The organism is Paenibacillus sp. JT22N12 (assembly GCF_056269365.1).
On the sequence record NZ_JBWDNU010000002.1, the window covers coordinates 86,938 to 100,047 of the forward strand.

Annotated in this window: 11 protein-coding genes; all 11 read left to right on the plus strand. The window is 51.8% G+C overall.

Annotation, left to right across the window (positions count from 1 at the left end; all coding sequences use genetic code 11):
• Positions 1-233: 233 nt before the first annotated feature.
• The 11 genes from AC0YOA_RS06010 to AC0YOA_RS06060 all read left to right on the plus strand — a co-directional run bounded on the left by AC0YOA_RS06010 (position 234) and on the right by AC0YOA_RS06060 (position 13,051).
• Positions 234-677, plus strand: coding sequence for a hypothetical protein (locus AC0YOA_RS06010; RefSeq protein ID WP_475785867.1), 444 nt, complete (start codon positions 234-236; stop codon positions 675-677).
• Positions 678-819: 142 nt separating this feature from the next.
• A complete protein-coding gene (locus AC0YOA_RS06015) occupies positions 820-1,980 on the plus strand; it encodes a transglutaminase domain-containing protein (RefSeq protein WP_475785868.1) in 1,161 nt (386 codons plus the stop codon).
• Positions 1,981-2,007: 27 nt separating this feature from the next.
• Positions 2,008-4,029 (plus strand): peptidoglycan D,D-transpeptidase FtsI family protein, encoded by a 2,022-nt coding sequence (locus AC0YOA_RS06020; RefSeq protein ID WP_475785869.1) that lies wholly within the window; start codon positions 2,008-2,010, stop codon positions 4,027-4,029.
• Between the two features lie 139 nt (positions 4,030-4,168).
• Positions 4,169-4,921 (plus strand): Cof-type HAD-IIB family hydrolase, encoded by a 753-nt coding sequence (locus tag AC0YOA_RS06025; RefSeq protein WP_475785870.1) that lies wholly within the window; start codon positions 4,169-4,171, stop codon positions 4,919-4,921.
• A 6-nt stretch (positions 4,922-4,927) separates the two neighbouring features.
• Positions 4,928-5,404: a DUF456 domain-containing protein gene (locus tag AC0YOA_RS06030; RefSeq protein WP_475785871.1), complete on the plus strand. Its 477-nt coding sequence runs from the start codon at positions 4,928-4,930 to the stop codon at positions 5,402-5,404.
• A 21-nt stretch (positions 5,405-5,425) separates the two neighbouring features.
• The gene (locus AC0YOA_RS06035) at positions 5,426-6,148 is read left to right on the plus strand and encodes a ThuA domain-containing protein (RefSeq protein WP_475785872.1); all 723 of its coding nucleotides are present in this window, start codon (positions 5,426-5,428) and stop codon (positions 6,146-6,148) included.
• 33 nt (positions 6,149-6,181) lie between these two features.
• Positions 6,182-7,849, plus strand: coding sequence for a putative polysaccharide biosynthesis protein (locus AC0YOA_RS06040; protein ID WP_475785873.1), 1,668 nt, complete (start codon positions 6,182-6,184; stop codon positions 7,847-7,849).
• 76 nt (positions 7,850-7,925) lie between these two features.
• Positions 7,926-9,560, plus strand: a complete 1,635-nt coding sequence (locus tag AC0YOA_RS06045) for a copper amine oxidase N-terminal domain-containing protein (RefSeq protein WP_475785874.1) — start codon at positions 7,926-7,928, stop codon at positions 9,558-9,560.
• Between the two features lie 36 nt (positions 9,561-9,596).
• The gene (locus AC0YOA_RS06050; protein ID WP_475785875.1) at positions 9,597-9,953 is read left to right on the plus strand and encodes a thioredoxin family protein; all 357 of its coding nucleotides are present in this window, start codon (positions 9,597-9,599) and stop codon (positions 9,951-9,953) included.
• Positions 9,954-10,351: 398 nt separating this feature from the next.
• On the plus strand, positions 10,352-11,281 hold the full coding sequence (locus tag AC0YOA_RS06055; protein WP_379113950.1) for a COX15/CtaA family protein: 930 nt from the start codon (positions 10,352-10,354) through the stop codon (positions 11,279-11,281).
• A 3-nt stretch (positions 11,282-11,284) separates the two neighbouring features.
• Positions 11,285-13,051 carry a UbiD family decarboxylase gene (locus AC0YOA_RS06060; protein WP_475785876.1) on the plus strand — a complete coding sequence of 589 codons (1,767 nt, stop codon included), beginning with the start codon at positions 11,285-11,287 and terminating at the stop codon, positions 13,049-13,051.
• Positions 13,052-13,110 lie beyond the last annotated feature (59 nt).

Sequence of the window (13,110 nt, forward strand, 5' to 3'; positions counted from 1 at the left end):
TGCGTAACCATATGTTACTACTTGTACGCTTGGATAAGCCTCGTTATGTCAGAAGCAGGGAGGAGGGCTTGATTTGAAACTTTTTTCGGTGTTATTCGTCTTAAACTAAAGATGGAACAACCGTGCCGATGATGGGAAATCCATTGTAAATACTCAGGTTTACGCCTATATACGCATAGGGTATAATATTTTATGTTCGGACTTTTCAAGGTATATAATGGGGGAATCGGTGTATGGCGTTTGATTTTAATTACGATACGGATACATGGATCCAATTTTTGAAGGATAACTGGGTCATTCTTCTGATCGGGCTGGTGGTATTATTTATCGTCGTTCGTATTGTCAAGACCGTTGTCAAATGGCTGATTGTAGTGGTGATTTTAGTGGGCCTGGTCGTGTACAGCGGCTATTCGCTGGAGGATCTGAAGTCAATTGGCACGACAGTGACCGAGAATGTCAAGCAGGAAGCCATTACGGCGATGGCCGGAGAAGCCAAGGACGCGACCTATACGTCCAATAGCGACGGCACTTTCACCATCACCACGAAGAATTTAAGAATGGACGGCAAGCCTGGCGACAATGAAGTGAAGGTCTCCTTCAGAGGGGCTCCGCTTGGCACCTGGAAAATCGATGAAACCATTCAGACATTAATTGAGACAGCAAAGAAAAACGCTTAGCATGTTTGCTGCATACCGGATTACTGAGTTTGTGCTATTTGCAAAAAACGCTGAATGGTGCACATGAAACTGCGTTTTTTCAAGATGCTTTAGAATATGCTTATGAAGCAGCGTTGTTTCAAAACGCTTTAGGAGGAAGCTCATGAACACATGGGTTCACGCCCTGTTGGAACCGGAACCGGTGGCGCTCATGGTTCTGCTCGTTTTGCTCGGCTCGCTTATTCAAGGTATGAGAAGAGGTGCGTCCGGTTCTGCGAGGCGCCTTTTCTTTTTTATATGGCAGGCGGCGGCTGTCGTTTTGTCTTTACTGCTCGCCGGGAGGGCTGCCAACTGGCTCTCTCCCGTGGTAAAGGAATGGTTGGTCCAAAGCGGGATTCAGGTGCCGCAGGAGGAGCTCAGCTCCTGGAAGCAGCTGTGGTACACCATGGTGACCAGCCTTCGGGATTTTGAACTGCTGCGCTTTGGCGTGCTCTTCCTGGTGTGCTATCTGGTGTTCCGCACGATGCTGGGATGGCTGGAGCCTGTATATGGCCTTGTTTTCCATAAGCTCTCGGACTCCCGGGAGCACCCGGACGGCAGAGGGGAGAAGCTGTTCTCGAAGACGGCCAGCCGTACCACGGGAGCGGCGATTGGAACGCTGCTTGGAGCAGGCCGGGCATTTATTATTATCGCAGCGCTTTTCGTATATGTAACCGCGATTCCCGGGGGGCCGCTGACCGAATCCATCCGCGCGTCGGCATTCTATAACAAGACCGCAGACGAGCTGCTTGATCCCGTAGCCGGCGATGTGCTCCGCAGGGGGCCGGTCTTCACAGAAGCGGTAGGGGTGGAGTTTCGCCGTATCCTGCAGCGCAAGTACGAAGTAATCGACTCCAATGTACCGGCCAATATCGAACAGGCGGCGGCGGCCGTCACCGCGGAGGCCAGGACGGACCAGGACAAGGCACGGGCCTTATACGATTGGGTTGGCTCGCGGATAGCTTATGACTGGGACAAAGCGGACAACTACGAGCAGAACGGCGTATGGAAGGAGCAGACGCCCGTTGAGACCTTTAACAGCCGTCTCGGGGTATGCATCGATGTAGCTCGTCTGTACGCGGTCATGGCCCGCTCAGTTGGCCTCGAGGTGCATGTCGTCACCGGTCAGGGCGCTACCGGCGCAGGCTATGGACCGCATGCCTGGAATGAGGTCAGACTCGCGGATCAGGGCGGTGCATGGATTCCGCTTGACGCAACATGGGCCTCGTCAGGCGATTGGTTTAATCCGGACGGTTTCGCAAGCACCCATATTCGCGATGTTTAAACAACCTTGAGAGGAGGCATAACGGCCATGCAAGAAGATCCGAAGAAGCGGGCGATTTCGAACCGGAGGCATTTTGCCTTCCGGTTGAACTTATTCTTTTTTGCTACTTTTTTCCTGTTCAGTGTACTTATTGTGCGGTTGGCTATTCTGCAGTTTGTGGAAGGACCTTCGCTGAAAGAAGTAGAGACCAGCGGAGAGACGACTGAAGTCAAAATCCCGCCTATCCGGGGCAATATCTATGATTCCGGCGGAGCGCCTATCGCCTATTCGACCTCCACCCAGTCGCTCTACTACACCATTGAGTCGGGGGATGAGAAGAAGGTCAAGGAGAAGGCGATTGCCTCGGCCAAAGAAATGCTGAAGGTGTTCAATGAACATGGGGATCCCAAGGTGGCCATGACACTTGCTCAAATCGAGGAAAACATGGACCTGGACCACAAGAAGAACACCTATGCGGTGCCCAGACGGATTAAAGCCGGTTTGACCAATGAAGAAATCGCTATGTTTCTGGAGAATAAAGACAAGTATCCCGGAATCGATATTCTCGAGGAAAGCATCCGTCATTACGACACTTCAACCTTTGCCGTTCAGCTTGTCGGCTATTTGAAGAAGTTCAGCGGCGGAGCGGAAAATAATTTGTACAAAGACAAAGGAGACATCACCGATCCGCTGCTGGAATATCTGCCGCAGGAGGATGTTGGTTTTGACGGATTGGAATATATGTACCAGGATGAGCTGCGCGGCAAGAACGGCTTGAAGCTGTATCCCATCAATGCAGCAAGACGAATTATCGGTCCGCCTACTATTACCAAGCCTGAGAAAGGCGACGATCTCTATTTGACGATCAACAGGGCCGTTCAGGAAAAGACCGAGCAGGCGATTATGGATCAGCTGCATTATCTTCAAACAACTTCTTCCTCTGAACATGCAGCCAACGCCAAGACCGGCTATGCGGTGGCGATGGAAGTAAAGACGGGCAAGGTCATCTCCATGGCCAGCATGCCGGATTACGACCCCAACATATGGGAGGGCGGACGGATAGGAAGCGACGATTACGACAAAATCAGCGCAGTGCTCCAGAATGGGACGATCAGTCCGGTCATCGGGCCTTACAAGGATAAGAAGGAGCAGAACAAGCATCCGTCCTCGGTCGTCTTCCTGGGTTCCACCCAGAAACCGTTATCCATCCTGATCGGACTGAATGAGAAGCTGTTTACGACCTCATCCACTTATCAGGATACAGGGGCATTCTATTACGGCCAGGAGGGCAAGTACCGGCGGAAAATTGGTAATGCCCACGGTCATGCATATGGAACGCTGGATCCTTCGCTTGCCATCACCCGATCTTCCAACCCTTTCATGGCCAAGATGGTCGGGAATGCTTTATATGAAAAAGACGGCAAGAAGGGCGTAGATATATGGGACAGCTACGTGAAGCAGTTCGGGCTTGGCGTGTCTACAGGAAGCGGATTGCTGAATGAGAACACCGGCGTTATCGGGTATTATCACGAGCTTGAGGCGGCAAGTGCCCAATCGGCTTTGATTTTTGCTTCCTTTGGCCAGATGGGACGTTACACAACGCTGCAGCTGGCACAGTATACGGCAACCCTTGCCAGCCACGGCAAACGGATGAAGCCGCAGTTTGTAAACAAGATCACTGACAGCGAAGGCAACCAGGTGCAGGGGTTTAAACCGGAAGTGTTGAACACGATTGACATTCCTAAAGCGTATTGGGACGAAGTGGAACGGGGCATGGCAAATGTCGATGTTCCCGTCTTCAAGGATACTCCATACAAGGTCATGAGAAAAACCGGTACGTCCGAGCAGCAGGTCAGCGGGGGGAAAGTAGTCGATAACGCGGTATTTATCGCCTATGCCCCGGCCGAGGATCCTGTTCTGGCTGTTGCGGTCGTCGTGCCGGAAGGCGGATTCGGGTCGGCAGGAGCGGCGCCGATCGCCCGCAAGATTTTTGACGCGTATGATGAAGCGGTTGGTCTGGATGGTGTTCCCAAGAAACAAAGCAACACGACAGATACAACAAAAGATTAACAAGATGCAACAACAACTGTACAAGAATGAATAGCGCAGTCATGCCTTGAACACGTTATAATGAATATTGCGGATATTTTTACAAGGGGCGCCGGCAGGCTCCCCGATGGTTGGGATGCAGATGGTTTAGGAGGTAAGGATGGGAACAGTCAAACTGATTGCGCTGGATATGGACGGTACGTTGCTTAACGAAATGCAGGAAATAAGCAGTGAGAATGCGGAATGGATCCAAAAAGCGCTGGATGCGGATATCATGGTGTGCTTCGCCACCGGCCGCGGCTTCCAGAGCGCGCTGCCTTACGCGGAACAGCTCAAGCTCGATATGCCGATGATTACGGTCAACGGCGGTGAAATATGGCGCAGGCCGCATGTGCTTCACAAGCGCTCGCTTATGCCGGCAGCGACAATCAGGAAGCTCCATGAAGTCGCGCTGCGCCATGAGGAAACCTGGTTTTGGGCCTATGCCGTAGAAGGGATTTTCAATAAAGAGCGGTGGATCGAACCGGCGGACAGCTATGACAGTCAGCATTGGCTCAAATTCGGCTATTTTACCGAGGATACGGAAATGCTGGACCGGATTTATAAGGAGGTTTCCTCATGGGGCGGCATGGAGATTACCAATTCTTCACCCTCCAACTGGGAACTCAATCCGGAAGGCGTGACCAAAGCCAGCGCGCTCCGCGAGCTGTGCGGCGTGCTGGGCATTGACATGTCGCAGGTAGCTGCAATGGGGGATAGCTTGAATGATATTGCCATGATTCGCGAGGCGGGTCTGGGTGTGGCCATGGGAAATGCTCAGGATGTTGTCAAAGAAGCGGCAGACGCCGTTACGGTGACTAACAATGAGCATGCCGTAGCGCATCTCATTCGGGATTATGTGCTGAAGGGGTGACAAGCGGTGGACATCGCCGGTTGGATAATCGTAATCATTTTGTTTGTGGTGGGGATGGCCGGTGCTATTTTCCCCATCCTGCCTGGCGTACTCGCGATCTATGCCGCTTTTTTCGTGTACGGCTTCTTCCTTTCCTTTGAGCCCTTCGGGTTCTGGTTCTGGACGATCCAAACACTGATTCTGGCCGCATTGATTCTGGCGGATTATGCGGTCAGCGCCTGGGGAGTGAAGAAATACGGGGGCTCGAAGGCATCCGTCATCGGCAGCACGATTGGCATTATTGCCGGACCCTTCGTTATTCCGGCTTTCGGACTGCTTCTTGGTCCTTTGCTTGGGGCCGTCATTGGAGAGCTGATTGTCGGATCCACCTTCAATAAAAGCTTGAAGGTCGGATTCGGTGCAGTCGTGGGGCTGTTCTCCAGCATGGTTGTCAAAATCATTTTGCAGCTTGCCATGATTATCTTGTTCTTTATCTGGATCTAAAACATTTGGGAGGCGAGAGGAATGTTGAAAGTTACGGTTTGGAATGAGTTTCTGCATGAGAAGGAAAGCGAAGAGGTAAGGTTGGTTTATCCGGATGGCATACATAATGCGATCGCGCAAGGAATTGGAACGGACGGCTTCGAAGTCCGTACCGCCACCATGGATCAGCCGGAGCATGGGCTGACGGAAGAGGTGTTGGCCGGAACGGACGTGCTGGTCTGGTGGGGCCATAAGGGACATGATCAAGTGGCCGATCACATTGTTGACCGTGTACAGGCGCGCGTACTTGGCGGCATGGGACTGATCGTGCTGCATTCCGGACATTTTTCAAAAATCTTCAAGAAGCTCATGGGAACAGGCTGCAATCTGAAATGGCGTGAAGCCGACGAGAAAGAGCGTATCTGGGTCGTTAATCCGGCTCACCCGATCGCTGCCGGAATTCCCGAGCAGTTTGTGCTTGAACGCGAAGAGATGTACGGGGAGCATTTCGATATTCCTGCGCCGGATGAGCTGGTGCTTGTCAGCTGGTTCGAGGGCGGAGAAGTATTCCGCAGCGGCTGCACGTTTTTCCGCGGACAAGGCAAGATTTTCTATTTCCGTCCTGGGCATGAGACATATCCGACCTATTACAATGAGAATGTGCTTCAGGTTATCCGGAATGGAGTCCGCTGGGCTGCGCCTACCCATGCAGCAGCGCCGGTCCGGGGCAATCACAAGCCGCTTGAGGAAATTAAAGCGAAATAAATTTTTACGTGCGGGGAGATTTGAGAGCAGCTCATGGTTAAAAAAGACTCCTTGATCAAAGGAACCATTATCCTGGCGGCCGCTGCGCTGGTAGCCCGTTTTCTAGGGATATTCCAGCGTATCCCGCTGGATAATATGCTCACTGTTGACGGGGGAAACTATTTCAACGTCGCCAATAACATTTACTTGATGCTTCTTATTATTGCGACAGGCGGAATACCTAGCGCCATCAGCAAGATGGTGTCGGAGCGTTATGCTCTGGGGCGTCCCGCCGATGCGCAGCGCATATACCGGGCGGCGCTATGGTTCGGGGCCATAACAGGCCTTGTTGTAGCCAGTCTGCTATATATATTCGCACCGTTTATTGCTACCCAGATATCACAGCATCCCGGAGCGGATATTTCCATTCGGGCAATCGCCCCTGCACTGCTGCTGTTTCCTGTTATTGCGATGATGCGTGGTTATTTCCAGGGCCGCCAGTTTATGATGGCCGGCGGAATTTCGCAAATCGTCGAGCAGTTTATGCGTGTATTGACGGCAATTGGACTTGTCGTGCTGCTGCTGGCTTGGGGCTGGAGCGACCGCTGGGTTGCCGGAGCGGCTACTTTCGGCAGCGTACTGGGCAGCGTAGGGGCTTTTCTGGTCATGCTGTTTTACGCCGGTAGGCTCAGAAAGCAGGATGCCGCAGAAAGTCCAGACCGGTCGAACCAATCGCGGAAGGAGCCTGGAAAAGCCTCAAACGGCTCGATGCTGTCTTATCGATCCATTTATAAAGAGCTGTTTTCGATTTCGGTGCCGATCGTAATTGCAGCTATGACCGTCCAGTTTATTTATAACTTTGATATTTTGTTGTTCAGCCGGCTGACGGATGCTTTCTATGCATCGGATGATGTGGGGAAGCTGGCCAGCAAATGGCTGGGCTTCAGGGCGCAAGGGATTGCCGGCATACCGCCGATTCTTGCCATTGCCCTGAGCTCATCGATTATTCCGGTCATCTCCTCGGCCTACTCCATCCGTAACATGAATGAAGTGCAGCGTCAAACCTCACTGGTTATGCGCATTGTTGTATTTACCGGCGTACCGGCAGCACTGATGCTGACGATAGCATCCATTTCAGTAACAGGCTTTCTGTTTGACGGTACGGGCGGAAGCGGGCTCGTAGCGGCTCTGACAGCGGGTACGATTTTTCAAATTACGATGATGACGAGCAACTCGGTCCTATTCGGCCTAGGAAAACCGCGCCTGCCTATGCGTCACACCCTGATTGGGTTGGCATTGAAGGTGGCGGCCAGTCTGCTGCTTGCTCCTCTTATGGGGGCGTATGGATTGATTCTGTCTTCCACGTTATGCTTCGTCGTGATTGCGTATCTCAATCTAAGAGCAATCCGCAAGGATGTTCCGCTCAAGGTTCTGGGCAGCAGCTGGACAGGCTACAGCATCACGATTGTCCTGTCGGCAGCAGCGGGGTGGCTTGTCGATTTCGGCGGCAGACATCTGCTGGATGCCCTTCCTGCGAAGCTGATGTATCTGATTTCGGCTGGAGCCGCAGGAGTTGTATCGCTCGGTCTTTATGTTGTTTTGCTTGTTCTGCTGCGTGTGGTAACAGCTGAGGATGTCCGTCAATTTCCTGGGCCGCTGCGCAAGCTGTTAAACCCGCTAATGCGCATAATGGCGCGCTCCAAGAGTGTTGGAAGCAAGTGAAATAATCTTCCATTATTCCCCTCTCCATGGTAGAATAGACATTAGTCTTTTTACCCATGGAGAGGGGTTTTTTGAATTGAAAAAGTGGAAGTGGAGTGGGAAAGCAATAGGCTTGGCGCTGCTTGCGCTGACATTGGTCATCGTGGCGGGCTGCCAAGCGCTTGGCGGTGTGGATTTCAATCAAATGCTCAAGCAATCTATCAAAGTCTCTACCATGGAAGGCAAGCAAAATATTGAATTCAAGCTGCTTCTTGCCGACGGCTCCTTGGATGGGGCGGATCATGACGAAACGGAGCTGCTGAAATGGATTTCACAAATTAATCTTCAACTGGATGATATAAAAATATCGGACAACGGCCATATGTCCGCAGAAGGTAAGCTTATACTGAACAGCAAAAGCATTGGCTTCTCGCTTAAAGCCGACGAGAAGCTTGTTGAACTGGATCTTGAAGGCGCGAAGCAGCCGTTCGTCATTCATTTGGATAGTGAACTGCTGAGTGAGTTTACCGGCACTGATCTTGCTTCGCAGGTATCCGGCACTCCGGCTGACAAAGAGGCTCTGGCAGTGACGGGCAAACAGATTATTGATATTTTCAGCGGTTATGCCATTGATAATTTGCCGAATCCAAGCTCGCTGACGGTAGATCCGGGCCAGGAGCAGGTAAATGGCGAAACCGTAAGCGGCATGCGCGTCCACGCCGAATTGAACGGCAAAGAATTGTGGAGCTGGGCTAAATCCTACGTTGACGCCTTGTTGAATGATGAGGAAGGTCTGAACACGATGATTACGGGCGTGCTGGATACGCTCGCGGAACAGACGGATCTTCTGGAATCGCAAGCCGGAGAAAGTATCTTTGGAAGCCTTCCGGAGGAAGATGAGAAGACAACGGCTGTAGAGGAAGCGTCAGCGGGTATCCTTGAACTGCTCACTGAATTGAAGGATGAGATGGATCAAGCTGATCCGGAAATGCTGGCGGAGATTCTGAGCGAAGAGACCTATATCAAAACCGATCTGTTCGTGGACACCAAGCTTGATATCCGTAAATCAACTGTGGAGGCTTCCATTGTTCCACATTTTAGCAATTCTGCCACAGCTGATACACAGAATAACGACGAGCTTGCTGGCGTTGAAGACGAACTTGCTGATTCCCCTCTGAAAGGAATCTGGATCAAGATGTCGGGTGAAACGTGGAATGTCAATGGAACTGTAACGCCTGCTGCTCCTGTGGATTCCGATACTGCAATCAGTGAAATGGACCTTGGTAACATGGAAGGCTATCAGTTACTCCGTCAATTTGACAACAAGTCCGTCATGTATGATCTGCTTCGCAATAGTGCGCATATAACCAGACAAACCGTAGAATTCAATCCGGATTACAGCGATAATCTTGCCATCAGGACTCCTGCCGGTGTGACAATCATACCACTGCGCGATACAGCGTCAGAGCTGGGAGCGACTTTGACTAAAGACGCTGCGACAGGTAAAATTACTGTATACGACGATGCGACCCAAACCACAGTGATTTTGAAAGTAGGAAGCAATCAGGCCGTCGTAAATGGAAAAACGTTAAAATGGGCTTTTCCGGCAACAGTCATCCAAGGGGTCACTTATGTATCAGCCCGTGATCTTGTGAAGGCCTTGGGCGGAGAGTTGAGCTGGCAAAGCTGGTACGAAGATAATGACATGCTGGTTATTAACCGCGAGCCATAAAGGTTATGCTTGCATGAAGAAAGGTGTGCTTGTGCAATGGAGATCATAAAAACCGATGAGGCGTTCCGAGAGGCTGTTGCTTCAACAGCCCCGATCACTGTGGCTGTGTTCAAGACGACCTGGTGCCCGGATTGCCATTATATTGATCCTTTCATGCCGGATATCGAGCAAAAGTATGCGGACAGCATTCATTTTATACAGATTGACCGCGACGAGCTGCCCGATTTGTGCGGGGAATTGAATATTCTTGGTATTCCGAGCTTTGTCGCTTTTCAGAATAATCGCGAACTCGTGCGTTTTGTTAACAAGCTTCGCAAATCGCGTGAGGAGATCGAGCAGTTTCTGGACCGTGCCCTACAGGTGGCAGGAGCCTTGAATAGCTCCCAAGCGTAACAAACATTGCCCGCAAGCCAGCCGGATTCCGGCCGCTTGCGGGCTTTTTCTTGTCCGCTTTCACCCCTGTCGTCACGGGAAGCAGTGTTGCTCCTTGGGCACAGGAAGAGTGGGAGGAATCGTCCTCAATCGTAACTCATTTGTTTTCTCGCCTTGCTGTGCTGTTTCGGATTATTCTGGCTAACCTTTGTAAAACCTGTTAATAGCTTCATTTTGGTTGTCATTCCATTTAATGAAGCGCGATCGGCAGAAGGGGAATAATAACCCTTTGAAACACGATACATAATTGGTTTTGTATAAATGATGTCGGACCAAAACGGTCACATTTTCAACATGGTATTTGGCCAATGAGTCCGCTATAATTGGGAAGTTGATTGAATTCTTTTGGAAGCAAGGTGATGAGATTGACCCCAAACCGTTACCGTGCAATTGCTATCGCGGCGTGCATTGGAATGTTTCTTGTACTGATCGCAGGTTCTTTGGTAACCAATACGGATTCCGGGAGAGGCTGCGGAACGGATTTTCCACTATGCAACGGCAAGTTTATTCCGGCTTATACATTGGAATCATTAATTGAATATTCACATCGGCTGATCAGCGGTCTGGTGGGCATGCTGGTGCTGGCCGTCTTTATCGCCACATTGATGCTTTACCGCCGAAGAACAGAGGCTGTTATTTATGCCAGTCTGGCTGGATTCTTTACGCTGCTGCAGGCTGTTCTTGGTGCCATTGCGGTTGTCTGGGAGCAGTCCGCAGCCGTACTGGCGATGCATTTCGGATTTTCCATTCTGGCTTTTGTCAGTACGCTGCTGCTGGTATTTTGGACAGGCAGAGTTCGGCGTGGCACGATTGAGGACAGGCCGCTTGCAGCGGTGCCCCGTTTGGTTTTCCGGTTCGTGCTTACTGTGCTTGTCTACAGTTATGTTGTCGTGTATCTGGGCGCCTTTGTCCGGCATACGGACTCTTCCGGAGGCTGCCAGGGCTGGCCGTTATGTAATGGAGAATTTATCCCTGCGATGGAGGGGGCGACCCGAATTGTATTTATCCACCGCCTGGGAGCACTCGTCCTGCTGATTTTAATTGTGTGGCTGTGGAGGTACGTGAGCCAGGTTTGTTCCAGAAATCCGGAGCTCCGCCGTTCGGCTACATGGGCTTTCGTTTTGATTTGCGCGCAAGTCGTCAGCGGCGCAGTATTGACGGTTACCCTGACGAACGCGGATTTATTGGTGTTTACGAGTATCCTTCATAATATTATTGTTTCCTTCTTGTTCGGCATATTGGCCGACTTGATGATTCGTGCTTGGAAATGGCGGGAAGGACGTGGCTAAAAAATGAGTTTTGCTGACTTAAGAGGCTTTATTGAGACGCTGCGCCGAGAAAATGATTTGGCGGTGATCGATGCGCCAGTTGATCCCTATCTGGAAATTGCTGAAATCCATCGCCGCGTGATTGATCAGGGCGGTCCAGCGCTGCTTTTCACAAATGTGAAAGGCAGCGCTTTTCCCGTTGTGACCAATTTATTCGGTACGATCCGAAGGGTGGATCTTGCTTTTGGCCCTCGTCCGGAGGCTTTTATGAAGCAGGCCGTAGGGGCTTTGGACCGAATACTGCCTCCAACGCCCAAAGCCATCTGGGGCGAACGTTCGCTGATCTGGGATGCGATGAAGGTTGGTCTCAAGCCGACTCCGGCATCATCCGCTCCCGTGCTGGGTGCATGCAGGCGGGAAAGGCCGCTTGAGGGATTGCCGGCGTTGACTAGCTGGCAGCTTGACGGAGGGCCTTTCGTCACGCTTCCTCTGGTCTATACGGAGCATCCCGAGCATCGCAAGCAGCATAATCTGGGTATGTACCGGATGCAAATATTTGATGATTCGACAACAGGCATGCACTGGCAAATTCATAAAGGCGGCGGATTTCATTATCATGAGGCGGAGAAACGCGGAGAAGCGCTGCCTGTCTCTGTTTTCCTTGGCGGACCGCCGGCATTGATTGCGTCGGCTATCGCTCCGGTGCCCGAGCATTTGCCTGAGCTTCTGCTGGCTTCATTGATTACCGGGAGCAAGCTGCCGGTTGTACAGGATCCTTACGGCAGTCATCGTATTCCGGCGAATGCGGAATTTGTCATTAGTGGAAGCGTTGCCCCGCATATCAGACGGCCGGAGGGGCCGTTTGGCGATCATTATGGCTATTATTCCTGGACCCATGATTTCCCGGTATTCGATGTCAGTCATATGTGGCATCGGAAGGATGCCATATACCCGGCAACAATTGTAGGCAAGCCGCGTCAGGAAGATTATTATCTGGGTGATTTCCTGCAGCGTCTGCTCTCACCGGCTTTTCCTCTGGCGATGCCGGGCGTGAAGGATTTGTGGACCTATGCGGAAACAGGATTCCATGCGCTGGCTGCAGCGGTAGTACGGGAGAGTTATTCACGCGAGGCTCTGACAACGGCGTTCCGCATACTCGGAGAAGGACAGCTTACTTTGACCAAATTTCTGATGGTAACGGATCAACCGCTTGATCTGGCTCAATTCGACCGTCTTCTCGAGACTGTGCTGGAGCGGTTCAGGCCGGAGACGGATTTGTACATCTTCGATAAAACCTCGCATGATACGCTGGATTATACGGGCGGCAAGCTCAACCACGGCAGTAAAGCCGTCATGCTGGGCGTTGGTGATCCTGTAAGGGAACTGCCCGGGGACTATGATGAAGGTCCTCTGGATGAGATTGAGGGCATTGAGGTATACTGCCGTGGCTGCCTGGTCGTATCAGGCGAGTCTTTCGTGGAAGAGCCGAAGCTTGCCGAGCGGCTGCTGGGGCGGCTTCAGGAACGCGGCACGCGGTGGCCCCTTGTCATTCTGGCTGACGATGCCGCTGTCGCCTCTGCGCAGACACCGTTCCTCTGGACGGTATTCACGCGCTTCAATCCGGCAGACGACATCTACGCCGGGACAGTTGTTCGGCGGCATCATGTCGGCTATGAGCTGCCGCTCGTTATTGATGCTCGTATGAAGCCGGGATATCCGGATGAGCTTGTGGCGCGCGAGGATATTGTGGAGCTCGTGGACCGCAGGTGGAAAGAGTATTTTCGCTCATAAGTTGGCTGCTTGAGCAGAGCATTTTCGGGGAAACCTACGGACTCCGGCAATTGAACGAC

Coding starts and splice junctions, on each gene's coding strand:
- AC0YOA_RS06010 (WP_475785867.1), top strand. CDS start 234: ATGGCGTTTGATTTTAATTACGATACGGATACATGGATCCAATTTTTG.
- AC0YOA_RS06015 (WP_475785868.1), top strand. CDS start 820: ATGAACACATGGGTTCACGCCCTGTTGGAACCGGAACCGGTGGCGCTC.
- AC0YOA_RS06020 (WP_475785869.1), top strand. CDS start 2,008: ATGCAAGAAGATCCGAAGAAGCGGGCGATTTCGAACCGGAGGCATTTT.
- AC0YOA_RS06025 (WP_475785870.1), top strand. CDS start 4,169: ATGGGAACAGTCAAACTGATTGCGCTGGATATGGACGGTACGTTGCTT.
- AC0YOA_RS06035 (WP_475785872.1), top strand. CDS start 5,426: ATGTTGAAAGTTACGGTTTGGAATGAGTTTCTGCATGAGAAGGAAAGC.
- AC0YOA_RS06040 (WP_475785873.1), top strand. CDS start 6,182: ATGGTTAAAAAAGACTCCTTGATCAAAGGAACCATTATCCTGGCGGCC.
- AC0YOA_RS06050 (WP_475785875.1), top strand. CDS start 9,597: ATGGAGATCATAAAAACCGATGAGGCGTTCCGAGAGGCTGTTGCTTCA.
- AC0YOA_RS06055 (WP_379113950.1), top strand. CDS start 10,352: ATGAGATTGACCCCAAACCGTTACCGTGCAATTGCTATCGCGGCGTGC.
- AC0YOA_RS06060 (WP_475785876.1), top strand. CDS start 11,285: ATGAGTTTTGCTGACTTAAGAGGCTTTATTGAGACGCTGCGCCGAGAA.